This is a genomic window from Pseudomonas sp. TE3899 (assembly GCF_056279105.1).
Genome location: NZ_JBWBQR010000001.1, coordinates 395,001 through 419,341 on the forward strand (window position 1 = coordinate 395,001; position 24,341 = coordinate 419,341).

Annotated in this window: 18 protein-coding genes and 2 rRNA genes (1 of these 20 only partly in view); 16 read left to right on the top strand and 4 right to left on the bottom strand. The window is 60.5% G+C overall.

Annotated elements, in window-relative coordinates; genetic code table 11:
- A 23S ribosomal RNA gene (locus ACZ89E_RS01875) occupies positions 1–1,768 on the top strand (it extends 1,124 nt beyond the left edge of the window).
- Between the two features lie 152 nt (positions 1,769–1,920).
- A 5S ribosomal RNA gene (rrf, locus tag ACZ89E_RS01880) occupies positions 1,921–2,036 on the top strand.
- Positions 2,037–2,155: 119 nt separating this feature from the next.
- On the opposite strand, the gene ACZ89E_RS01885 is transcribed toward rrf, so the two are convergent.
- The gene (locus ACZ89E_RS01885) at positions 2,156–3,079 is read right to left on the bottom strand and encodes a TIGR03571 family LLM class oxidoreductase (RefSeq protein WP_476254710.1); all 924 of its coding nucleotides are present in this window, start codon (positions 3,077–3,079) and stop codon (positions 2,156–2,158) included.
- Between the two features lie 276 nt (positions 3,080–3,355).
- Between ACZ89E_RS01885 and mrdA the strand changes: the two genes are divergently transcribed.
- The gene (gene mrdA, locus ACZ89E_RS01890) at positions 3,356–5,248 is read left to right on the top strand and encodes a penicillin-binding protein 2 (RefSeq protein ID WP_476254711.1); all 1,893 of its coding nucleotides are present in this window, start codon (positions 3,356–3,358) and stop codon (positions 5,246–5,248) included.
- An 11-nt stretch (positions 5,249–5,259) separates the two neighbouring features.
- Here mrdA and ACZ89E_RS01895 read toward each other — a convergent pair whose 3' ends face one another.
- The gene (locus tag ACZ89E_RS01895; protein WP_054053480.1) at positions 5,260–6,219 is read right to left on the bottom strand and encodes a LysR family transcriptional regulator; all 960 of its coding nucleotides are present in this window, start codon (positions 6,217–6,219) and stop codon (positions 5,260–5,262) included.
- Positions 6,220–6,375: 156 nt separating this feature from the next.
- Between ACZ89E_RS01895 and ACZ89E_RS01900 the strand changes: the two genes are divergently transcribed.
- The 6 genes from ACZ89E_RS01900 to ACZ89E_RS01925 all read left to right on the top strand — a co-directional run bounded on the left by ACZ89E_RS01900 (position 6,376) and on the right by ACZ89E_RS01925 (position 11,840).
- Positions 6,376–7,677, top strand: coding sequence for an MFS transporter (locus ACZ89E_RS01900; protein WP_123409845.1), 1,302 nt, complete (start codon positions 6,376–6,378; stop codon positions 7,675–7,677).
- Positions 7,674–8,429, top strand: a complete 756-nt coding sequence (locus ACZ89E_RS01905) for a class II aldolase/adducin family protein (RefSeq protein WP_476254712.1) — start codon at positions 7,674–7,676, stop codon at positions 8,427–8,429. The genes ACZ89E_RS01900 and ACZ89E_RS01905 overlap by 4 nt, the downstream gene beginning before the upstream one ends.
- Positions 8,426–9,355 carry a 2-hydroxyacid dehydrogenase gene (locus ACZ89E_RS01910; RefSeq protein ID WP_476254713.1) on the top strand — a complete coding sequence of 310 codons (930 nt, stop codon included), beginning with the start codon at positions 8,426–8,428 and terminating at the stop codon, positions 9,353–9,355. Before ACZ89E_RS01905 ends, ACZ89E_RS01910 begins: the two co-directional genes overlap by 4 nt.
- Before the next feature lie 105 nt (positions 9,356–9,460).
- Positions 9,461–10,825: an MFS transporter gene (locus tag ACZ89E_RS01915; RefSeq protein WP_476254714.1), complete on the top strand. Its 1,365-nt coding sequence runs from the start codon at positions 9,461–9,463 to the stop codon at positions 10,823–10,825.
- Positions 10,826–10,843: 18 nt separating this feature from the next.
- The gene (locus tag ACZ89E_RS01920) at positions 10,844–11,236 is read left to right on the top strand and encodes a RidA family protein (protein WP_476254715.1); all 393 of its coding nucleotides are present in this window, start codon (positions 10,844–10,846) and stop codon (positions 11,234–11,236) included.
- Positions 11,229–11,840, top strand: coding sequence for an RraA family protein (locus tag ACZ89E_RS01925; RefSeq protein WP_476254716.1), 612 nt, complete (start codon positions 11,229–11,231; stop codon positions 11,838–11,840). Before ACZ89E_RS01920 ends, ACZ89E_RS01925 begins: the two co-directional genes overlap by 8 nt.
- Here ACZ89E_RS01925 and ACZ89E_RS01930 read toward each other — a convergent pair.
- The gene (locus ACZ89E_RS01930) at positions 11,837–12,769 is read right to left on the bottom strand and encodes a LysR family transcriptional regulator (protein ID WP_123516118.1); all 933 of its coding nucleotides are present in this window, start codon (positions 12,767–12,769) and stop codon (positions 11,837–11,839) included. The genes ACZ89E_RS01925 and ACZ89E_RS01930 overlap by 4 nt on opposite strands.
- A 162-nt stretch (positions 12,770–12,931) precedes the next feature.
- On the opposite strand from ACZ89E_RS01930, the gene ACZ89E_RS01935 reads away from it, so the two are divergent.
- The 7 genes from ACZ89E_RS01935 to qhpG all read left to right on the top strand — a co-directional run bounded on the left by ACZ89E_RS01935 (position 12,932) and on the right by qhpG (position 22,459).
- Positions 12,932–14,242 (top strand): MFS transporter, encoded by a 1,311-nt coding sequence (locus tag ACZ89E_RS01935; protein WP_149661263.1) that lies wholly within the window; start codon positions 12,932–12,934, stop codon positions 14,240–14,242.
- Between the two features lie 23 nt (positions 14,243–14,265).
- Complete coding sequence (locus ACZ89E_RS01940) at positions 14,266–15,495, top strand: Zn-dependent hydrolase (RefSeq protein ID WP_149661264.1); 1,230 nt, start codon at positions 14,266–14,268, stop codon at positions 15,493–15,495.
- 140 nt (positions 15,496–15,635) lie between these two features.
- Complete coding sequence (locus ACZ89E_RS01945) at positions 15,636–16,661, top strand: histone deacetylase family protein (RefSeq protein ID WP_476254717.1); 1,026 nt, start codon at positions 15,636–15,638, stop codon at positions 16,659–16,661.
- A 222-nt stretch (positions 16,662–16,883) separates the two neighbouring features.
- Entirely contained in the window at positions 16,884–18,788 is a 1,905-nt protein-coding gene (locus ACZ89E_RS01950) for a sigma-54-dependent Fis family transcriptional regulator (protein WP_476254718.1), read from the top strand.
- Positions 18,788–20,506, top strand: a complete 1,719-nt coding sequence (locus ACZ89E_RS01955; protein WP_476254719.1) for an ABC transporter ATP-binding protein — start codon at positions 18,788–18,790, stop codon at positions 20,504–20,506. Before ACZ89E_RS01950 ends, ACZ89E_RS01955 begins: the two co-directional genes overlap by 1 nt.
- On the top strand, positions 20,496–21,173 hold the full coding sequence (qhpE, locus tag ACZ89E_RS01960; RefSeq protein WP_149661268.1) for a subtilisin-like serine protease QhpE: 678 nt from the start codon (positions 20,496–20,498) through the stop codon (positions 21,171–21,173). Before ACZ89E_RS01955 ends, qhpE begins: the two co-directional genes overlap by 11 nt.
- On the top strand, positions 21,170–22,459 hold the full coding sequence (gene qhpG, locus ACZ89E_RS01965) for a flavin-dependent monooxygenase QhpG (protein WP_476254720.1): 1,290 nt from the start codon (positions 21,170–21,172) through the stop codon (positions 22,457–22,459). The genes qhpE and qhpG overlap by 4 nt, the downstream gene beginning before the upstream one ends.
- Positions 22,460–22,580: 121 nt before the next feature.
- Here the strand turns inward: qhpG and ACZ89E_RS01970 are convergent, their stop codons facing one another.
- Entirely contained in the window at positions 22,581–24,071 is a 1,491-nt protein-coding gene (locus ACZ89E_RS01970) for an aldehyde dehydrogenase family protein (protein ID WP_476254721.1), read from the bottom strand.
- Positions 24,072–24,341 lie beyond the last annotated feature (270 nt).

The following is a 24,341-nucleotide window of genomic DNA, read 5'->3' on the forward strand; positions in this document are numbered from 1 at the left end:
ACGGGGCTCAAACCATACACCGAAGCTACGGGTATCACTTAGGTGATGCGGTAGAGGAGCGTTCTGTAAGCCTGTGAAGGTGAGTTGAGAAGCTTGCTGGAGGTATCAGAAGTGCGAATGCTGACATGAGTAACGACAATGGGTGTGAAAAACACCCACGCCGAAAGACCAAGGTTTCCTGCGCAACGTTAATCGACGCAGGGTTAGTCGGTCCCTAAGGCGAGGCTGAAAAGCGTAGTCGATGGAAAACAGGTTAATATTCCTGTACTTCTGGTTATTGCGATGGAGGGACGGAGAAGGCTAGGCCAGCTTGGCGTTGGTTGTCCAAGTTTAAGGTGGTAGGCTGGAATCTTAGGTAAATCCGGGATTCTAAGGCCGAGAGCTGATGACGAGTGTTCTTTTAGAACACGAAGTGGTTGATGCCATGCTTCCAAGAAAAGCTTCTAAGCTTCAGGTAACCAGGAACCGTACCCCAAACCGACACAGGTGGTTGGGTAGAGAATACCAAGGCGCTTGAGAGAACTCGGGTGAAGGAACTAGGCAAAATGGCACCGTAACTTCGGGAGAAGGTGCGCCGGTGAGGGTGAAGCATTTACTGCGTAAGCCCATGCCGGTCGAAGATACCAGGCCGCTGCGACTGTTTATTAAAAACACAGCACTCTGCAAACACGAAAGTGGACGTATAGGGTGTGACGCCTGCCCGGTGCCGGAAGGTTAATTGATGGGGTTAGCTAACGCGAAGCTCTTGATCGAAGCCCCGGTAAACGGCGGCCGTAACTATAACGGTCCTAAGGTAGCGAAATTCCTTGTCGGGTAAGTTCCGACCTGCACGAATGGCGTAACGATGGCGGCGCTGTCTCCACCCGAGACTCAGTGAAATTGAAATCGCTGTGAAGATGCAGTGTATCCGCGGCTAGACGGAAAGACCCCGTGAACCTTTACTATAGCTTTGCACTGGACTTTGAATTTGCTTGTGTAGGATAGGTGGGAGGCTTTGAAGCGTGGACGCCAGTTCGCGTGGAGCCAACCTTGAAATACCACCCTGGCAACTTTGAGGTTCTAACTCAGGTCCGTTATCCGGATCGAGGACAGTGTATGGTGGGTAGTTTGACTGGGGCGGTCTCCTCCTAAAGAGTAACGGAGGAGTACGAAGGTGCGCTCAGACCGGTCGGAAATCGGTCGTAGAGTATAAAGGCAAAAGCGCGCTTGACTGCGAGACAGACACGTCGAGCAGGTACGAAAGTAGGTCTTAGTGATCCGGTGGTTCTGTATGGAAGGGCCATCGCTCAACGGATAAAAGGTACTCCGGGGATAACAGGCTGATACCGCCCAAGAGTTCATATCGACGGCGGTGTTTGGCACCTCGATGTCGGCTCATCACATCCTGGGGCTGAAGCCGGTCCCAAGGGTATGGCTGTTCGCCATTTAAAGTGGTACGCGAGCTGGGTTTAGAACGTCGTGAGACAGTTCGGTCCCTATCTGCCGTGGACGTTTGAGATTTGAGAGGGGCTGCTCCTAGTACGAGAGGACCGGAGTGGACGAACCTCTGGTGTTCCGGTTGTCACGCCAGTGGCATTGCCGGGTAGCTATGTTCGGAATAGATAACCGCTGAAAGCATCTAAGCGGGAAACTAGCCTCAAGATGAGATCTCACTGGGACCTTGAGTCCCCTGAAGGGCCGTCGAAGACTACGACGTTGATAGGTTGGGTGTGTAAGCGCTGTGAGGCGTTGAGCTAACCAATACTAATTGCCCGTGAGGCTTGACCATATAACACCCAAGCAATTTGCGTCGAAAGAGCAGATTGCGGTGTGTGAAGACGAAACGAACCGAAAGTTCGAAAGACTCACAAACACCGAAAGCTATCACATACCCAATTTGCTGAAGCGAGGCCAGCTGGCCGCGACTCAGTACCCGAATTTCTTGACGACCATAGAGCATTGGAACCACCTGATCCCATCCCGAACTCAGCAGTGAAACGATGCATCGCCGATGGTAGTGTGGGGTTTCCCCATGTGAGAGTAGGTCATCGTCAAGATTAGATTCCGAAACCCCTATCTGCGTATGCAGGTAGGGGTTTTGTTTTTGCCCTCGAAAAAGTGGCGCAAAGAAAAGGGACAGCTCAATGGCTATCCCTGAATACAACCAACCGCACCCTCAGTGAAACATTGGCAGTACGTGTTCAGCGATCTCCTCAATCACTTCCGCCACCGGTCGTTCGCTACGGCGCACGTGCAGGCCGACATGCTGCACACCGGTGTCCCGCAAAGCCTGCAGCTCATCAATCAATGCCAGGCGTCCGCAACTGCCACCGAAGCGTACACGTCGCATCGGTGCATGCGGATTGGCCTCCAGATCCAGATGAACAAAGCTGATGTAAGGTTTATCGCCGCCGACCTCACGCCATAACCCCACGCGACAACGATGCTCATCCGGCGTGCCAGGGTAGGCGAGCCAACCGTCCATATGCTGACCTATCCATGCCGGTGACTGCTGACCAAGCCCCGCCACCAGTAACGGTACCGCCTGATCACGCTCTGGTAGCAACCGAGCGCCTTCAGGCAAGCGACCTTCACCCTGGCTACGCAACAGCTCAACCGTATCGCGAAAGATCTCGCCGCGCTGGCCGTAGTCCACACCAAACAACGGATACTCCATCGGCCGGTCACCACTGGCGACGCCCAGAAGCAGCCGCCCATCACTCAGCTCATCGACACTATTGGCAGCCTTGAGCGTCAACCACGGCTGACGCAACGGCAATACCACCGCTGCCGTCCCCAACATGATGTTGTCAGTAATCCCCGCCAGATAACCCAAATACGAAAAGGCTTCGAATACCTGCGCCGCATCGCCGAAATTGGGGTCGTACACCGGTACATCGCGAACCCAAAGCGCAGCAAACCCAGCCTTGTCGGCCAAGCGTGCCATGGCGGCGTGCTGCTTCAGGTCAGGAACACCAAAAGGTCTGTCCTCGGCCATTCGCAACCGTTGCCCATCACTGGACCAATCGTTATCCAGCGGCAATTCAAGGCCAATGGAAAATCCATTCGAGCCCAGTAATCGTTGAAATCGTGAGTGCATGAAAAACTCCAGAGAGGGAATGACATGCACCCAGTATCTACAGGCGCATCTGCAAGAAAAATGCATGAATGGGAATATCAATCTTGAGTAAAACGCACGAGTTCACCCAAAAACCACACACGCCCGACCGTCGTTTTGGCCCTCAAGGACAACCGTTCGAGGAAATCGCGCTAAAGTGCCGGCGTCATTTTTGGTATGGTGCAGCTCGTTTTTTAATGGACTGATGACAACGCTGAGGATCGGCACCCCCTTCATAGTCAAAGAGCTGCTGCAGAAATGCCCGAACCGATACCCATCAAGGATCACGAAAAAGAGACGCGCCTGGTCAATAAAAGACTGATGGCCTGCGCCTTGTTTGTGGTCGCCATCACCTGCGCACTGGTCGTGCGCATGTACGTGTTGCAAGTGATCGAATTCGACTATCACTCGACCATCTCCGAAAACAACCGCGTCCACGTTTTGCCGATCACCCCGACACGTGGGCTGATCTATGACCGCAATGGGGTGGTCCTGGCGGACAATCGGCCCAGCTTCAACCTGACCATCACCCGCGAACGCGCCACAGACGTCAGAGAAGAACTGGATGAGGTGATCAATCTCCTGCACCTGCCGTCCGAAGACCGCGCGTTGTTCGACAAGGCGATGAAGCAGGCACGGCATCCATTTGTCCCGGTGACCTTATTCTATGAACTCACCGAAGAGCAGATCGCCGTCCTCGCGGTTAACGAATTCCGTCTGCCGGGTCTGGATGTCGAGCCGCAATTCGTCCGCCATTACCCGATGGGTGCGCACTTTGCCCACTCGATCGGTTACGTCGGTCGCATCAACGAAAAAGAATCCAAGGCGCTGGACGGGGTGGAATACCGCGGCACTCAGTCCATCGGCAAAACCGGCATCGAAAAATTCTACGAGTCCGAGTTGCACGGCCACGTCGGATACGAAGAAGTCGAGACTAACGCCCAGGGCCGCGTGCTGCGGGTGCTCAAGCACACCGATCCGACCCCCGGCAAAAACATCGTACTGAGCCTCGACGTCCACCTTCAGGAAGCCGCCGAGGATGCCTTGGGGGATCGCCGTGGTTCGGTGGTCGCCCTCGATCCATCGACCGGCGAAGTGCTGGCCATGGTCAGCAAGCCAAGTTTCGACCCGAACATGTTCGTGACCGGCATCAGCTTCAAGGAATACGCGGCGCTGCACGACTCCATCGACCGGCCGCTGTTCAACCGCGTCCTGCGCGGCCTCTATGCGCCGGGCTCGACCATCAAGCCGGAAGTGGCCATTGCCGGCCTCGACTCCGGTGTGGTCACCCCACAAACCCGCGTCTTCGATCCGGGTTACTACCAACTGCCGGACTTCGATCACAAATACCGCAACTGGAATCACAGCGGCGACGGGTGGGTGGACATGGACGCGGCGATCATGCGCTCCAACGACACCTACTTCTACGACCTGGCGCACAAGCTCGGCATTGATCGGCTGCACGACTACATGGCCATGTTCGGCCTCGGCGAGAAAGTCTCCCTGGACATGTTCGAAGAATCGGCCGGCCTGATGCCATCCCAAGCCTGGAAACGCGCCACGCGCCGGCAGCCATGGTTCCCGGGTGAAACGGTGATCCTCGGCATCGGCCAGGGCTACATGCAGGTTACGCCGCTGCAACTGGCCCAGGCCACGGCGCTGATTGCCAACAAAGGCGTGTGGAACCGACCGCACCTGGCCAAGACCGTCGATGGCGTTGCGCCGGTGGACGAGAACCCGATGCCGAACATCCTGCTCAAGGATCCGCGTGATTGGGAACAGGTCAACCATGGCATGCAAATGGTGATGCATGATGCACGCGGCATCGCCCGGGCAGCAGCGGTGGGCGCCCAGTACCGCATCGCCGGCAAGAGTGGTACCGCGCAGGTGGTGGCGATCAAACAGGGCGAGCGTTACAACCGGGCGAAAACCCTGGAGCGTAACCGCGACAACGCCTTATTCGTCGGTTTCGCCCCGGCTGAACACCCGAAGATTGTCATCTCGGTCATGATCGAAAACGGCGAGGCCGGTGGTCGGGTGGCCGGTCCTGTGGTGCGGCAGATCATGGACGCCTGGCTACTCGACCAGGACGGCCATCTCAAGCCGCAATACGCCACGCCGGCCAAACCGCCGGGCGATCCTCACGTCTAGCGCTCAGAGCTTCACAGCACAGGCTCACGGATGCTGAGCATGTGCTGGAAGCTCTCCAGGAACACCGTTTCCGCCTGCGTCATCTTCTGCTCGCGATTCCACAGCAGTTGGATATCGAAATCCACCACCCCCTCTTCCGGCGGCAAACGCCAGAGCAAACCCTGCTCGACATCCCGTCGCACCAGGTGCACCGGCAAACACCCAATTCCAAACCCTGCGCAGATCAAGCGGTAAATCTCTTCGAAACTGGTGGAGGAGGCGACGATCTTGCCGGTAAACCCCTGTTCATCGCGAAACAGCGTCAACGGTGAAAGATTGCCGCCCAGTTGATCGCTGGTAAAGCTGACGAAGTTCTCCGCCGCCAGTTGCTCCAGGGTCAGGTTTTCCTGACCGAACAGACGATGACGCTGGCCGCAGAAGTACGCATAGCGCTCGCGAAACAACACCCGCTGCTCCAGCCGTGGCTGCGGTAATCGACACAGACCGACGCCAATGGTCGCGGTCTTTTGCAGCAACGAACTGATGATGTTCGAGCTTCCCATCACCTCGACTTCCAGCTCGATCTTCGGGTGGGTTTCATGGAAGTCCGCAAGAAACTCATCGTAGTGCCGCGCTTGCACGCCACTGACGGTGAGGATGCGGATCTTGCCCACCACATCGTCATGCCGACTTTCCACCACCGTGCCCAAGCGGGAAATATCGCCGTAGATATCCGCCGCAATGCGCAGGACTTCTTCCCCGGTTTCCGTCAGATCAAAGCGTCGCCCGCTACGGGCAATCAGCACACATTCCAATTGTTCTTCAAGACGTTTCAGGGCCTGGCTCACCGCCGACTGGGTGATGTGCAAACGCGCGGCAGCGCGGCTCATGCTGCCTTCCTGGCCGATCACCAGGTAAGTGCGCAGCAGGTTCCAATCGAGGCGGTCATTGAGAAATCGACGACCGACCCAAGGGTTCGACGTGGAGGGCATAAATCATCCATGTAGTAGCAGGGCTAATAGTAAAGATAAGAATTTGAAAATTGACTAATCCTGGCATGGAAGCGATAAAGCCCACAAGCACCACAGAGTGCAACCGTAGCCAGCCTTCAGCACCTGCCCAAAACTATAAATACACAGGGTCCTTGCATGCACACCACCCCTCAACCGCGACGCGCCGCGGCCGCTGCCTTTATTGGCACGACCATCGAGTTCTACGACTTCTACATCTACGCCACTGCGGCGGCGCTGGTGCTCGGGCAAGTGTTCTTTCCTAGCAGCGACCCGGTGATGAGCACCTTGGCCGCGTTCGGCAGTTTCGCCGTCGGCTTCATTGCCCGCCCCATGGCCGGCATGGTGTTCGGTCATTTGGGTGATCGCCTCGGTCGCAAGAAAATGCTGCTGGTGACCATGGCGCTGATGGGCCTGGCGACCGCGGGCATCGGTCTGCTGCCCAGCTACGCCAGCGTTGGCATTTGGGCGCCGGTCGGTCTGATCGTGCTGCGTTTGATTCAGGGTATTTCCGTCGGCGGCGAGTGGGGCGGGGCAGTGCTGATGGCCAGCGAGCACGCACCGGCCAAGCGCAAAACTTTCTACGCTTCGTTCGCCCAACTCGGCAGCCCGGCAGGTTTGCTGCTGGCGTTGATCGCTTTTCGTTTGGTGACATCCCTTGAGCCAGCGGACTTCCTCGCCTGGGGCTGGCGCCTGCCGTTTCTCGCCAGCGGTGTGCTGATGATGGTGGGCCTGATGATCCGTTCCGGGGTCCACGAATCGCCGGAATTCGCCAAGGCCCGGGACAACAACGAAACCGCCCAATACCCGGTGAAGGATGTGATCCGCACCTGCTGGCGGCAGATCCTGTTCGCCGCAGCCGCCGTGACCATCGGTTCCGCCGGGTTCTTCTTCACCAACACCTTCATGATCACCTACGTCACCCAATACCAGGGCATCCCGCGCTCGACGATCCTCGATTGCCTGTTTCTGGTGACGGTCATTCAATTGCTCTCGCAACCTCTATCCGCATTGCTCGCCGAGCGCATCGGTGAAGGTCGCTTCCTCAAACTCGTCGCGCTGTTGTGCATGGTCACGCCGTACCCGATGTTCCTGCTGGTCGGCACGCAAAATATTGTGCTGATGACCCTCGGCATTGCCTTGGCGGTGGTGATTCTCTCGGCGCTGTACGCGGTGATTGCCGGTTACATGACCCAGGCGTTCCCGGTGCACCTGCGCTACTCGGGCATTTCCATCGCTTACCAGTTGAGCTGCGCCCTGGCCGGCGGCACCACGCCGCTGATCGGCACGCTACTGGCGAGCAAGTTTTCCGGGCAATGGTGGCCGCTGGCGGTGTTCTTCACCTTGCTCTCGGCCTTGTCCCTGATCGGTGTTTGCGGCCTGGCCCGCCTGCGCGCCAACCCGGTCGTCACCCACGCTGCTAAAGAGGTGTATTCGTGAGTAAACCCGCACACATCGACCCGGTTGAATGGCAAGCCCGTTGCGAACTGGCGGCGCTGTATCGCTTGGTCGCGCACTTTCGCATGACCGACCTGATCGACACCCACATCACCCTGCGCATCCCGGGGCCTGAGCATCATTTCCTGATCAACCGCTACGGGGTCATTTTCGACCGCATGCGCGCCTCGGACCTGGTGCGCATCGATCAGGACGGGCGCATCGTCGATCCCGAATACGCCGGTCATCGAGTCAACGCCGCCGGCTTCGTCATTCACTCGGCGATCCACATGGCCCGCCCGGACCTGAACTGCGTGATCCACACGCACACCGCTGCAGGCATGGCGGTCGCGGCGCAGAAGCAAGGCTTGCTGCCGATCAGTCAACACGCGCTGAAGTTCTACGGAAAACTGGCCTATCACACCTATGAAGGCATCGCCCTGTCGCTGGATGAGCGCGAGCGTTTGATCGCCGACCTCGGCCCTCACCGGGCAATGATCCTACGCAATCACGGCTTGCTGGTCGGCGGCTCCGGTGTGGCTCAGGCGTTCCAGGAAATCCACTTTCTGGAGCGTGCCTGTCAGGCGCAAGTGGCGGCGCTGGCCGGTGGTTCGGCGTTGCATTACCCGTCGCCGGAAGTCTGCGCCCACACCGCCGAACAGTTTGACCGTGATGAACAGGACAACATCATCGACCTGGCCTGGGAGGCCGCTCTGACCCTGATCGAATCCCAGCGCGAGTCTTACCTTTCATGAACACCGTCGTTTTGATGTCCCGCGACAGCCTGTTACTCAAGCAACTGCAAGCCGCGTTCGCCCGCAGCGCACCGCAACTCACCACGGTGCTGGCCGACGATCCGTTGGCCAAGAATGCGCAAATTGCGGCGTGCTGGTTTCCCTTGCCCGGCAGCCTCGCGGCATTGCCGAACCTGCAAGTGATTCACTCGGTCGCCGCCGGTATCGATCACCTGGAACACGACCCGTCGTGCCCGGATTTGCCAGTGTGTCGGGTGGTCGATCCAGGCCATCGCCAGGGCATGACCGAGTACGTGCGTTGGGCGGTGATTCACTACCACCGAGGCTTTGACCAAGTGCTGCAGCACCAGCGGCAACAGCATTGGGAGCGACCGCTGCAACGGGCGGCGGGGCAGTTCAAGGTCGGGGTGATGGGGCTGGGTTCGTTGGGCAGCGCCATCGCCCAGGATCTGACCGCCGCCGGTTACGACGTTCGGGGTTGGGCCCGTCGCAGCAAGGATCTAAGCGGTGTCCAGACCTTTGCTGGTGCGGAACAACTGAACCCGTTTCTCGATGGCGTGGAACTGCTGATCAACTTGTTGCCGCTGACTAGCGAAACCCGCGGCATTCTTGGCAACAAAACATTCGAACACCTGGCCAGCGGCGCCGCGCTAATCAATTGCGGTCGCGGCGCTCACCTGAATATCGATGATCTCGAACAATCCCTGCAAACCGGAAAACTGCGCGGCGCGTTGCTGGATGTATTCGAACAAGAACCGCTACCCGCCGATCATCGTCTCTGGAGCATGCCCGGCGTCACGATCACGCCACACATGGCCTCGGCCGCTTCCCATGACTGTATTGCCGAACAAGTCGCGGAGAACTTGCGCCGTTTAAACGCCGATGAACCGTTATTGAACTGTGCCGACCGAACACTCGGTTACTGACAACAAACTCGCCCACTGAGTTGGGCGAGGCATAACAACAATCCCTCACTCTCAAACGATTTACTGCCAGTAAAAAAATAATTAATCAAATTCCTGGAGTCAGTGATGAGCGATCTATCGTCCGCAGAAAAGTCCGGCGACCCGCCGATCAGCATGAAAAAAGTTGCTGTGGCCAGTGTCATCGGCACCACCGTTGAATGGTACGACCTGTTTGTTTTCGCTACGGCGTCCGCGCTGGTGTTCAACAAAGTGTTCTTTCCAGACTTCGTGCCCTTGATCGGTACGTTACTGGCCTTCGGTACTTTTGCTTCGGCCTACCTGGCGCGGATCGTCGGCGCCGCATTGTTCGGGCACTTCGGTGACAAGTTGGGCCGCAAGTCGATGTTGCTGATTTCACTGCTGACCATGGGCGCCGCCACGTTCGCCATCGGTTTGTTGCCCAACTACGCCGCCATCGGCATCTGGGCGCCGATCCTGCTGTTATTGCTCAGGGTGATTCAAGGCCTGGCATTGGGCGGCGAGTGGGGCGGGGCGGTGTTGATGGCGGTAGAACATGCGCCGGCCAACAAGCGCGGCTTGTACGGTTCGTGGGTGCAAATCGGCGTCCCGGCCGGAACCATGATCGCCAACCTGGCCTTCCTGTTGATCGCGGCCTACCTGTCCCCGGAAGACCTGTTGGCCTGGGGCTGGCGGATCCCGTTCCTCGCCAGCGTGCTGCTGATCGCCGTGGGTTTGTATATCCGCTTGAACATCGCCGAAACCCCGGCCTTCAACAAGGTCAAGGAAGCCGAAGTGCAGGTGAAAATGCCCCTGGCCGAAGTGTTTCGCAAGTACTGGAAGCAAGTGGTGCTCGGCGGCATCGCGACGATGTCGACCGGTGCCTCGTTCAACATCATCGTCGCGTTCGGCCTGACCTACGGCACGCAAAATCTTGGCTTCAGTCGCAGCACGATGCTCGGCGTGGTGTTGCTGTCCTGCGCCTGGTGCATCGTCATGTTGCCGGTGTTTGGCGCGCTGTCGGACCGCTACGGACGCAAGCCGATCATCGTGGCCGGCATCGTTGCTGAAGCCCTGGTGGCGTTCCCGATGTTCTGGTTGATGGACACCAAAGAGTTGCCGTTGGTGATCTTCGGTTACCTGATGTTGATGACCGCGTTCGCCGCCAACTACGGACCGATTGCGACGTTCCTCGCCGAATTGTTCGGCACGCGGGTGCGCTATTCGGGGTTGTCGATCAGCTACATGTTGTCCGGTTTGCTCGGCAGCGCGGCGACGCCGATTGTCACCACCGCTTTATTGGCGGCAACTGGCAAAGGGTCTTCGGTGGCCTGGTACATGATCGGCGCGGCAGCGATTTCATTGCTGGCATTGTTGCTACTGACCGAGACCTTCAAGCGTGACATCAGCGAAGTCCCAATCGAGGCTCCGGCCGACCCGCAGCACAAACCCTTTAAATCGGCTGCGGCCTAAGCCCAGGAGTTCCAAAGCATGCGCAGAATCCAATCCGCCCCGGGTTTCATCGGCCCGGTCGGGCCTTACTCCCAGGCTGTGGTCAGCGGTCATCTGGTATTCACCGCCGGGCAGATTCCGGCTCAGAGTGGGCTCGACGATCAACCCGCCGAATTCCCCGAACAAGTGCGACAAACCTTGCGCAACCTGGAGGCGATCCTGATTGAAGCCGGCTCCGATTTCAGCCATGTGATCAAGGTCAACGCCTACCTCACCGATCCGGCGCAACTGGAACCGTTCAACGCCGTGTATCGCGAACTCCTCGGCCATGCGCCGCCGGCACGCACCACGGTGTGCGTGACGTTGTGGGGTGTGTCGCTGGAAATCGAGTGTGTCGCCGAGTTGATAGCGAAGGAGTTGCACAATGGATGAGTCGAAACTGATCGAGCAGCTCAAAGCAGTGAGCTTTCCAACCCTCGGCCATTTCCTGGAGGAGGGCTTCGCCGACTCACAACTGCGGGCGATGGTGCCCAATGTGAAAGTGGTCGGTCGCGCACTGACCCTGAAACTGGTCGGTGCCGATGCCATCGCGGTCAACCAGGCGTTGGCGCTGATCAAACCCGGTGATGTGCTGGTGATCGACACCGGGGGCGATTACCGGCACGCCCCGGTTGGCGCGGTGACCAGCTGCGCGGCGGGATGCGCCGGGGCGGCGGGGATTGTGGTGGACGGGGCGGTGACTGATCTGCTGGAACTGCGTGAGGCGGGTCTACCGTTGTTCGCTCGTGGCACCAGTTTGCTGACCACCAAGCTGCATGGTCGCGGCGATAGCCAGATCAATCAGCCAATCCACTGCGCTGGCGTCACGGTAAATCCCGGGGATCTGGTGTTGGCGGACGACAACGGCGTGCTGTTTCTCGACTGGCTAACCGCGGCCTCTGTCATCGATCAGGCCCTGGCTTCCGACCACGCGGAGCCACGTTTGCTGGAACGCTTAAAATCCGGCGAACCGATTGCACAGGTTTTAAAAACCTAAGCCGTCAAACACGCCTGCAAGCTCTCGATAAACAGTGTCTCCGCGCGGCTCATGCGCTGCTCGCGATTCCACAACAAATGAATGTCCACATCGGCAATCCCTTCGTGGGGCGGCAGGCGCCAGAGCAATCCGGCGTCGACGTCCGCCGCCACCACGTGCTCGGGCAGACAGCCGATGCCGAACCCGGCGATCACCAGTCGCCGGACTTCTTCCAGGCTCGGTGACGACGCCACAATGCGTCCGCTGAAACCCTGCTGATCACGAAAAATCGTCAGCGGCGACAGCATGCCGCCAATCTGATCGCTGGTGAAACTGACGAAATTCTCCCGCTGCAAATCCCCCTCAGCGACGTTCTGCTGGCCGAATAATGCATGGTGCTTGCCACAGAAAAACGCATAGCGCTGACGCAGGAACAGTCGCTGTTCCAGGCGTGGTTGTGGCCGGCGATTGAGACTCAAACCGAGGGTCGCGGTTTTCTCCTGCAAAGCGCTGACGATGTCGGAACTGCGCATCACGTCCACTTCCAGATCCACCCGTGGGTGCTGGCGGTGAAAGTCGGCGAGGAAGTCATCGAAACGCTCAGAGAAGATCCGACTGATGATCAGCAACCGCACCTTGCCGATCACTTCGTCGGCCGGTTGCTCCAGCACGCTGCTGACTTGCGACATCTGCCCATAGATTTCCCCGGCCAGTTCGAAGATCTGCTCGCCGACCTCGGTCAGGGCAAATCGCGGTCCGCGCCGGGCGATCAATTGTCGGCCCAGTTGTTCTTCCAGCCGCTTCAACGCCTGACTCACTGCCGGTTGCGTCAAGTGCAGGCGTGCGGCGGCGCGGCTGATGCTCAGCTCCTGGCCGATGACCCGAAAGGTGCGCAGCAGGTTCCAGTCCAGACGGTCGTTGAGCAGGCGTTGCACGTCGCGTTCGGCCATGGTAGTTCTCGATTATAAGCTGGAGTAATAGTCCGCATAATAAATAGAAAATTGACTAATCATAGCCCCGAGACGATAAATCACCCCCAGACAGGCGCCGCCAGAGTGCCTTGATGCATCCGATTTTCTCCTGCCAAAAAAACAATCAAAGGAGCCCGACCCATGAAGCCCCAAGCTTCGTCCCAACCGCGCCGTGCGGCAGCTGCAGCTTTTATCGGCACCATGATCGAGTGGTATGACTTTTACATCTACGCCACCGCCGCCGCCCTGGTGTTCGGTGCGCTGTTCTTCCCCTCCGACGACAAACTGTTCAGCACCATGGCCGCGTTCGGCACCTTCGCCGTGGGCTTTTTTGCGCGACCGTTGGGCGGGATTATCTTTGGTCATATCGGCGACCGCATCGGGCGCAAGAAGTCGCTGATCATCACTTTGTTGATGATGGGTGTGGTCACGGTGTGCATCGGTTTGCTGCCGACCTACGCGCAAATCGGCGTTGCGGCGCCGGTGCTGTTGATCCTGTTGCGCATCGTCCAGGGCATTGCCGTCGGCGGCGAGTGGGGCGGGGCGGTGTTGATGGCCGGCGAGCATGCGCCCAAGGGCCGTCGCAACTTCTTCGCTTCCTTTGCACAACTGGGCAGCCCGGCGGGTTTGATCTTGTCGTTGCTGGCCTTCAGTGCAGTCACTCGCTTGCCGGAAGAAGACTTGATGAGTTGGGGCTGGCGCCTACCGTTCCTCGCCAGTTCGCTGTTGTTGCTGGTGGGTTTGGCGATTCGACTCGGTGTGAATGAATCGCCGGAATTCCTCGCCAGCCGCGAACTGGCCAGCAAAAGCACACGCAAGGAGCAGGCGCCAGTGATGGAAGTGCTGCGTACCGCGTGGCGCCCATTGCTGCTGTGCATCGGCGCCAACACCCTCGGGATCGCTGGGGTGTATTTCACCAACACTTTCATGATCGCCTACACCACCCAGCAACTTGAGTTGCCGCGCTCGCTGATCCTCGAGTGCCTGTTTGTGGTGGCGATTATTCAGTTCTGCATTCAGCCATTGGCGGCTTGGGTCGCCGAGAAAATCGGTGCGACGCGTTTCCTGTGCCTGATGTCGCTGCTGGCGATGGCCTCGCCGTATCCGATGTTCGTGCTGGTCAGCTCGGCCCAGCCGTCGCTGATCATCCTCGGCATCGCCCTGGCGGTGGTGTGCATGGCCTCGTTCTACGCGGTGATCGCCGGTTACGTCAGCGGCATGTTCGAGACCCGCGTGCGCTACACCGCGATCTCCCTGGCTTATCAGATTTGCGGTGCGCTGGCCGGTGGCCTGACGCCGTTGATCGGCACGCTGCTGGCGCACAAATTCGCCGGCCAATGGTGGCCGCTGGCGGTGTTCTACAGCCTGATCGCCGCCACTTCGCTGATCTGCGTCTTGTCCCTTGCTCGCCGCCATGCCAGTGCTGAACGTATCGAATTGGCCAACGCTTAATCCCGATTTTCGAGGAGTTACTTATGTTGAAGATTAATGGTGAACGCCTGTGGGCGAGCCTGATGGCCATGGCCGAAATCGGCGCCACGGCGCGGGGTGGCAGTTGCCGGTTGGCCCTCAGTGATGAAGACAAGGCTGGCCGCGAACTCTTCGCCCACTGGTGTCGCGAAGCCGGGATGACCCTGAGCGTGGACGCCATCGGCAATTTGTTTGCCCGCCGCGAAGGCACCGATCCGGACGCTGCGCCGGTGATGATGGGCAGTCACCTCGACACCCAGCCTGAAGGTGGCCGCTTCGATGGCGTCTACGGTGTATTGGCTGGTCTGGAAGTGGTGCGTTGCCTAAACGATCTGGGTATTCAGACCCGCAAACCGCTGGAAGTCGCGGTGTGGACCAACGAAGAAGGTGCACGCTTCACCCCGGCGATGTTCGGCTCGGCGGTGTTCACCGGGATCATGAAACTGGACGCGGCGCTGGCAGTGCGTGACATCGATGGCATCAGCGTTGCCGAAGCCCTGCAACGCACCGGTTATGCCGGCGAGCGTCCGTTGGGTGGCGCGGTGGATGCGTATTTTGAAGCGCATATCGAGCAAGGGCCGATCCTTGAAGACAACGCCAAGAGCATCGGCGTGGTCACGGGCGGCCAGGCGATTCGCTGGCTCGACGTGCGGGTCGAAGGCATGGCCGCCCACGCTGGCACCACGCCGATGCCATTACGCAAGGATGCCCTGTACGGCGTGGCGCGGATGATCCAGGCCATCGAGGTTCTGGCTGCCGATTTCGCCCCAGAAGGCCTGACCACGGTGGGCGAGTTGAGCATTAACAAATCTTCGCGCAACACCATTCCGGGGTTGGTGAATTTCACGGTTGATCTGCGCCATCACCGGGACGAAGCCATCGAGGCGATGGAGCAGCAAGTCCGCGCGCGACTCCAGGCGATTGCCGAGGGTCGCGGGTTGAACCTGACGATCACGCCGCACTGGATCAGCCCGGCGACACCCTTCGACGCCGAGTGCGTGGCGGCGGTGCAGCACGCGGTGGATGCCCTGGGCTACGCTCAGCAATCGATTGTCAGCGGCGCCGGGCATGATGCGATTCACCTGGCGCGGTACTGCCCGACAGCGATGGTGTTTATCCCGTGCGTGGGTGGGTTGAGCCATAACGAAGCCGAGGATGTGTTGCCCGAGGATGTGCGCCAGGGCACCGACGTGCTGCTCAACGCCGTACTGGCCCGCGCCGAAAGAACTGAATAACCCACAACCCCTGTAGGAGCGAGGCTTGCCCGCGAAGACGGTGTGTCAGTCAACATAGATGTTGAATGTGCTGACGCCTTCGCGGGCAAGCCTCGCTCCTACAGGGGAGCGCGCTCCGTTTCAGAACAGGAATTTATCCCATGCGCAGTTTTTTCCACCCCGAACAATTGCTCCATCACCCACGCAGCTACTACTCCCGCGGGCAGATGCGCACGCCGCAGGAAGTCCCGGAGCGTGCGCAACGATTGGTACAGGCTTCGCATTCCCTGGGCTTCAAGGTCCAGCAACCGACCGACGCCGGACTCGCGCCATTACTGGCGGTTCACGGCGCGCCGTATTTGACGTTCCTCAAGGAAGCCCATCAACGCTGGAAGGAAATCCCCGAAGATTGGGGCGATGAAGTGATGTCGAACATCTTCGTCCGCGAGCCCAATGCCCTGCGCGGGATCCTCGCCCAAGCCGCTCGTTATCTGGCCGATGGCAGTTGCCCGGTGGGCGAGCAGACCTGGCGCTCGGCTTATTGGTCGGCGCAAAGCGCAATTGCGGGCGCCCAGGCTTTACTCGATGGCGAGCCGGCGGCGTATGCACTTTGCCGTCCGCCAGGTCACCATGCGCGGGCAGAAGCGGCCGGTGGTTTCTGCTACCTCAACAACGCGGCAGTGGCGGCGCAGGTCTTGCGCGCAGGGTTCGAGCGGGTGGCGGTGCTTGATACCGACATGCATCACGGTCAGGGCATTCAAGAGATTTTCTACGACCGCGACGACGTGCTGTACGTCTCGGTGCATGGCGATCCGACCAATTTCTATCCGGGCGTGGCCGGGTTTGCCGATGAGCGTGGCGTTGGCGCGGGGGAGGGGTTCAACCTGAATCTGCCGATGGCCCACGGCGCCAGTGAAGCGGATTTCCTCGGACAACTTGAGGTGGCGTTGGCGGCGGTGAAGGACTTCGGCGCCGAGGTGTTGGTGCTGTCCCTGGGTTTCGATATTTTTGAGCTCGATCCGCAGAGCAAAGTGGCGGTCACCCGGGAAGGGTTTGCGCGGTTGGGGGAGCGGATTCGTAGCCTGGGGTTGCCGTGTTTGATAGTGCAGGAGGGTGGGTATCACCTGGAAAGCCTGGAGGACAATGCGCGGGCGTTTTTTGTGAATGCCGAGGTGTGGCAACTCTGAGGTGTGAGGTGTCCAGAAGGCCGCCTTCGCGGGCAAGCCTCGCTCCTACAGGTGATCACATTCCCCTGTAGGAACAAGCTTGCCCGCGAAGAACGCTAACGCGGTCCCCCAGATGCAACACAAACGCCCTACGGCACTTGCCATCGCCCTGACGTTAACGTAAAGATTGACGCCACGGCGCTGATCTCAAAAAGCGCAAAGCGGACCGCTGCGGAGCGCTTGATGACACTCATAAAAACAACACATCCCAAACCCCATCAGGAAGCCCGGCTGGCCCGGGAAAAGCTTCACCTCGAAGGCGAAGTCCCTGATGGCGTACTGCGTGCGGAAATCGACGCTTCATGGCGGCGCAGCCTCAGCCATGGCGTGCATTTCAATGGCAAGCACGAGCTGACCCTGGAATCGAGCGCCAGCCTTGAAGTGCTGTTGGCCAGCAACCGTTTGCTGATCGACGCCGCGATGCCGGCCATCGATTACCTGGCCGAACGCCAGGGCAAAGAAGGCCTGATCATCCTCGCCAATTCCGACGCCACCATCCTCGCCGTCGAAGGCCGCGCCGATCGTCTCAAGGGCTCCGGCCTGCAGGACATCACCCTTGGCGCCTGCTGGAGCGAAGCCGCTCGCGGCACCAACGCCCTCGGCACCGCTTTGGTGGAAGCCCGGCCAACCCTGATCGATTGCGGCGAACACTACCTGGATCGCCTGAGCGATTTCTCCTGCACTTCGGTGCCGATTCACTGCCCTCAAGGCGATATCCTCGGCGTCCTCGACCTGACCCGCGAAGGCCCTCTCGGCCGCGTCCACGACAGCACCGCGCTGCTGGCCATGGCGGTCAGCCAGATCGAAAGCCGGGTGTTCAACGCCAGTTATCCGGATCAAATCGTTCTCGCGTTCCACAGCCGTCGGCAGTACCTCGAATCCCCGTGGCAGGGCCTGTTGGCGGTGAGCCTCGGCGGACAGATTCTCGCGGTCAGCGCCCAGGCCTGTCAGCTGCTGCGGGCCGAGCGTTCGGCGCTGGTGGGGCATCGTTGCGAAGAGTTTCTCGGCGTCGATGGCCTGCAATTGCTGGCTCGTTTGCAACAGGGCGGTATCGGCAGCCTGCAAACCGCCAAGGGCGAATTCTTCTACAAAACCCTGCGCGCGCCCCAGCGGTCGATCAACGTTGGCACCACAACCCGCCCGGTGGCCAAACCCGCCAAACCGCAACCGGATCTTGAATCCCTGGCCGGCAGCAATGTGCGTTACGCCCGCGCCTTGCGCATGGCCCGCCAAGGGTTGGCCAATGAGTTGCCGGTGCTACTGCTCGGCGAAACCGGCACCGGCAAGGAAGTCATCGCCCGCGCCCTGCACATGGCCGGCACCCGTTGCGATAAACCCTTCGTCGCAGTGAATTGCGCGGCGATTCCCGAAGGCCTGATCGAGTCGGAACTGTTCGGCTACCGCGAAGGCGCGTTCACCGGTTCCCGGCGTGGCGGTATGGTCGGGCGCCTGCAACAGGCCCACGGCGGCACTTTGTTCCTCGATGAAATCGGCGACATGCCACTGGCGTTGCAGGCCCGGTTGTTGCGGGTGTTGCAGGACCGCAAAGTCGCGCCGTTGGGCGCCGGCGAAGAGCAAGACATCGACGTCGCCCTGATCTGCGCCACCCACCGCGACCTCAAGCGCCTGGTGGAAGACAAACACTTTCGCGAAGACCTGTTCTACCGGGTCAACGGCATCAGCGTGATGCTCCCGGCCCTGCGCGAGCGCGAGGATTTCAGCAGTCTGGTCGGTCGCCTGCTGGCCAAACTCGATGCCCCGGCAGTGACCTTGCACGATGACTTGAGCAAATTGCTCGGCGGCTATCACTGGCCGGGCAACATTCGCCAATTGGAGATGGTGTTGCGCACCGCGTTGGCCATGCGCGAGGCGGGCGACACCGTGCTCACCCTCGACCACTTGCCCGACAGCATGCTCGACGACCTCACCGCCACCGAACGCCCCCAGGCCGGCAGCATTCGTGAAAACGAACTGGAGCTGATTCGCCAGTCCCTGGACGCGCACCAAGGCAACGTCTCGGCCGCCGCCGACGCCCTCGGCATCAGCCGCGCGACCCTGTATCGCAAACTCAAGCAGTTGCGCCTGTGATGCAGCGCCTGATCGTGCGGCTGATCGACAGCCGCGACCCGCAAGCCCTGCAAGCGGCGCTGCGCTGGCTCTACAGTTTTGTGCGGCCCCATCGGCTGGCGATTGCCGGGTTGCTCGGGTTGTCAGTCTGCGCTTCGTTGCTGGTGCTGGTGCAACCTTGGCTGACCAAGTTGCTGATCGACGATGGCCTGCTGGGGCGCAACTTCCCGGTGCTGGTGCTGATTGCCGGTTTGATGATCGTCGCCGGTTTGCTTGGCACCGCGCTGTCGGGGATCAACCGTTACCTGCACACGCGGCTCTCCGGGCGGATTCTGTTTGCCCTGCGTGATGACTTGTATCGGCACTTGCAGACCTTGTCACCAAGCTTCTATGGCCAGCGGCGCATCGGCGATTTGATGTCGCGCCTGGATGGCGATGTGGCGGAGATCCAGCGCTTTGCCGTGGACTCGCTGTTCTCGGCGGTATCGAGCGTGATCGGCCTGGTCTTCTCCATCGCGATGCTGCTGACCTTGTCCTGGAAATTGTCGCTGCTGGCGCTGGTGCTGATTCCCCTCGACGTGCTGTGGCTGCGCTGGATGCGGCGCAAGGTCGAGCGCGATGTACGGCAGTTGCGCGAGCGTTCGGCGGACATGTCTTCGTTTATGGTCGAGACCTTGCCGGTGATGAAATTCATCCAGTCTGCCGGCCAGCAACAGCGCGAAGCACGACGGCTGGAGACGTTGGGCCAGGGCTATATGAGCCAGTTGCTGCGCCTGCAAGTCACCGAGTTTTTCACCCAGGCTGTGCCGGGCACTTTGACCTCATTGTCCCGTGCCTGTGCCTTCTTGATCGGCGGTTATTGGGTGGTGCAGGGCACGTGGCAGCTCGGTGCGCTGATCGCGTTTTCCACTTACCTCGGGATGGCGGTGGGGCCGGTGCAGAGCCTGCTCGGGCTCTACGTGGCGATCCAGCGCATGACCGTCAGCCTCGGGCGGGTCATGGAGTTGCGCGGCGAAGAACCGACCGTGCTCACCCCGGTCACGCCGCAGCCGATGCCGAGCTCTGGCGAGTTGCGTTTCGACAATGTGCATTTCAGTCATCCGGGGCGCCCGAGCACCTTGAGCGGGATCGATGCGCGCATCCCTTACGGCTTGAAAGTCGCCCTGAGCGGCGGCTCTGGCGTGGGTAAAACAACCCTGATCGACCTGCTGCAACGGCATCACGATCCACAGTCGGGCCGGGTGCTGCTCGGGGACGTAGACCTGCGGGATCTGGACCTGTTCCAGCTGCGGCGGCGCATTGCGGTGGTCAGTCAGGACATCGTGCTGTTTCGCGGCAGCCTCGCGGATAACCTGGCCTACGCGGTGCCGGACGCCAGTCGCGACGCCATCGCTGAAGTCGCACGGCTGGCGCAACTCGACAGCCTGATCGCATCCTTGCCCGAAGGCCTCGACAGTCCGTTGGGCGAGCGTGGCCAGCAGTTGTCCGGCGGGCAGAAACAACGGATCGCCATTGCCCGGGCGCTGTTGCAGGACCCGTTGATCCTGGTGCTCGACGAGGCCACTTCGGCGGTGGATGAAGCCACCGAGCGCGAAGTGATCGAAGCCATCGACCGCTTGTTTGCCGGACGCACGCGCATCCTCATCAGCCATCGCCCTTCGACGTTGGCTGATGCCGATCTGCGCTTTGAATTGCTCGACGGCGTGCTCACATCAAAAACGGTGCTGCATGAAGCCTGAACTGCGGATTGGCGTGGTGGACAGCGGTCACTCGGCGGCGCAGCGGGTGCAGGTGGTCGCGGGGCGCAGGTTTTCGTTGCTGGAGGATGGGCTGGCGCAAGGGGATTTGCGCGACGATCCGCTCGGTCACGGCAGCGCGGTGATCGAGGCGATTGGGCGGCGAGCGCCGGCAGCGGTGTTCTGTGTGGCGCAGGTGTTCGACCAGCGTGGCGTGACCAGTGCCTTGCAGATTGCCTCGGCGATTGATTGGCTGGTGGCGCAGGACGTGCGGCTGATTAATCTGAGCCTCGGATTGCGTCAGGATCGCAGCCTGTTGCGCGAAGCGTGTGCGGCAGCCGTGGCGCGAGGCGTGTTGCTGTGTGCATCGAGTCCGGCCCAGGGCGAGGGCGTGTTTCCGGCGAAGTATCCGCAGGTGTTGCGGGTGACCGGCGATGCCCGTTGCGCGGAAAACGAATGGTCGTGGCTCAACAGCGCCCAGGCGGATTTCGCCGCGTGTGTGCACGGGACGTATCCGGGGCAGTCCGGCGCGAGTCTGGGGTGTGCTGCGTTGAGCGGGCATATCGCCGGGTTTCTGGTGGTGTATCCCGATGCGAGCAATCAGCAGGTCATCGAATGGCTGCGGGATCACGCCCGTTATCGCGGCCCTGAACGGCGCTTCGGACCGTGATTTGTATTCTAGGCGCAGGCCCGGCGGGCGCAGCGGTGGCTTTGGGTTTGCGCCGGCTCGGATACCCGGTGACGCTGGTCAGCGAATGGCGACGCTTTGCTGCGCTGGAAGGCGTTTCCGTACGGGTGCTGGAGGCGTTGCGTGGCACGGGTCTGAACCACGCGTTGGCAGACGCGGCGCTGCCTTCACAACGGCAGGTGTCGTGGAACGGCCAGCAGCACGCGCAGAACATCGAATTTTTACTGGATCGCCCGAGTTTTGATCGCGGCCTGCGCGAGGATTTGCGTGGGGCTGGGGTCGAGTTGATCGAAGGCCGAGTGCTGACGGTGCAGACCTCAGCGGAGGGGCATCGGGTCGAGATCGAAGGACACGAAGTGCTGGTCGCGGATTTTCTGGTGGAAGCTCGGGGCCGTTCAACTCCGACCCTCGGTAAAGGCCTGCGCGGCCCGGAGACAGTCAGCCTGCTCAATCGCTGGCAAGGCACGCCGGGCGACACCGCCAGCGCCGTGGAAAGCCTTGAGGACGGCTGGGCCTGGATGGCGCGACGGGCCGACGGGCAGTGTTACTGGCAATGGACGGTGGACGTGGCCAGCGCTTCGTTACCGGGTAAGGCGATGTTGCTCGAGTACTGTCGCCAGCGGCGCCACGAATCGGCAGTGGCTCGGGCGTTTTTCGGTGATCAGCCGCAGAACGATCTGCAATTGCACGCCCGTAGCAGCACGGCGATTTTGTCTCCGCAGGTCTGTGGTGATAACTGGATTCGCGTAGGCGACGCAGCGATGGCGGTGGATCCGTTGTCGGGCAACGGGATTTTCCAGTCCCTGTCCTCGGCGTTGCAGGCGCCGACGGTGATCAACACGTTGTTGCGTAAGCCCGAGCGAGCGGCGTTGGCCCAGTGCTTTCATCGGCAGCGGGTGGAGCAGTTGTTTTTGCGCTTTGCGCGGATCGGGCGGGATTTTTATGCCGATGAACAGCGCTGGCGGGAGCGGCCGTTCTGGCAGGCGCGGCGCTGTTGGCCGGATGCTGAAGTGGCCCACGCCGAGGCGGATTTTGCCTCGTTGCGAATTGAGCGGGCGCCCGTACTGCGCGATGGATTTGTGGATGAGGCCGAGGTGGTGATCACGGCGGATCAGCCGTTGGGGATCTGGCATGTGCAGGGGGTTGAGTTGGCGCCGTTGGTGCGGCGGTTGTGGGCTGAACCGGCTGAGCAGGCGTTGGCCGGGTTGACGGTGGAGCAGGGCAGGGTTGTTCGTAGTTGGCTGTTGGCCCAAGGATTCAAACCCTGACACTGATCGTTCCCCCGCTCCGCGTGGGAATGCCGCCAGGGACGCTCCGCGTTCCGCGTCTGAAGGTGACGCAGAGCGCACGGGATGGATTCCCACGCAGAGCGTGGGAACGATCAGTGTGTCAGAGCTTGATCAACACCGACTTCAACTCGGTGTAATGCTCAATCGCCGCATACCCCATCTCCCGTCCGACCCCGGACATTTTGTACCCGCCAAACGGCAGTGCCGGATCCAGCGCGCTGTGGCAATTGACCCACACCGACCCCGATTTGATCCGCGGAATCATCCGGTGCACCGCCGCCAGATCGTTGGACCAGATACTCGCGCCCAACCCATAAGGGCTGTCATTGGCCATGCGCAACGCATCGGCCTCGTCATCGAACGGAATCGCCACCAGCACCGGGCCGAAGATCTCCTCCTGTACCAACGAGTGCTTCTGATCGACATCGACAATCACTGTCGGCTTGACGAAAAAACCCGGCCCGAACTGCTCACCGCCGCAGGCGATGGTCGCGCCGCTTTCCCGGCCCTGTTCGATGTAGCCGTAGACCCGTTCCTGCTGACGTTTCGAGATCAACGGCCCCATGTCCACGGTCGGGTCCATACCGTTGCCGAGCTTCATGGCGTTGGCGATGTCGGCGATGTCCGCCACTACATTGTCGAAATGCTTGCGCTGCACATACAGTCGCGAACCGGCGCAGCAGACCTGGCCCTGGTTGAAGAAAATCGCGCTGGCGGCACCGGCGGCGGCAGTCTTCAGGTCGGCATCGGCCATGACGATGGTCGGCGATTTGCCTCCCAGCTCCAGTGTCACACGGGTCATGGACTCCATGGCGATCTTGCCGATCTGCTTGCCCACGGCGGTGGAGCCGGTGAAGGTCAGCTTGTCCACCAACGGGTTGTGGGTCAGCGCGGAACCGGCGGTGATGCCGGTGCCGGTCACGACGTTGAACACGCCTTCGGGGTAGCCCGCTTCCAGCACCAGTTCGGCGAGTTTCAGTGCGCTCAGCGGGGTTTCATCCGCAGGCTTGAGCACCACGGTGCAACCGGTGGCCAGGGCCGGGCCGAGTTTCCAGCAGGCCAGCAGCAATGGGAAGTTCCAGGCCACGATGGCGCCGACCACGCCCACCGCTTCGCGGCGGATGAAGCTGTGGAATTGATCGTTGGGCATCAGCGGCAGCGACACCTCGACGCTTGAACCTTCGATCTTGGTCGCCCAACCGGCCATGTAGCGCAGGAAGTCGATGGACAGTTGCACGTCCATCACCTGCGCCACCGCCGCGCTCTTGCCGTTGTTCAGGCATTCCAGTTGCGCCAGCAGCTCGGCGTCGCGCTCCATCAGGTCGGCGAGTTTCCACAGCAGGTTCTGCCGCTCCCGGGGGCGGGTGCGGGTCCAGGTTGAATCGTCGAAGGCGTGACGGGCGGCGAGCACGGCGCGGTCAACGTCTTCCGGCGTGGCACGCGGCACCACACATAAAATTTCACCGGTAGCCGGGTTGTGCAGGGGCATGGTCTGGCCGTCGGCGGCCTCGACCCAGTCACCGCCGATCAACATGCGCGGGGCGCGCTGGATGAACGCCGAGGTGGCGGGAAGCAGATAAGGGAGGGACATGGCGCGATCTCTTTTTATTCATGAGATCCAGGCTTTCGCAATGGCTGTGCCAAGTGTCGACAAGCGCAGGACAACCCTTGATTGGCCGGGTTTTGCAGGCTTTCACGAAGGAGGCAACGCTGGATTTTTTCGCAAATTGCGACAGCGGCTGAGACGACGAGCAGCCGTGTTGCGCCCTTGAGGCACTCACTTTTGAGGACTAGAATTTTCAGGCTCGACGGGCGAAACGAGGGAGCCTTTGCCCGGCCACATATCTGGCGTGAGGGAGGT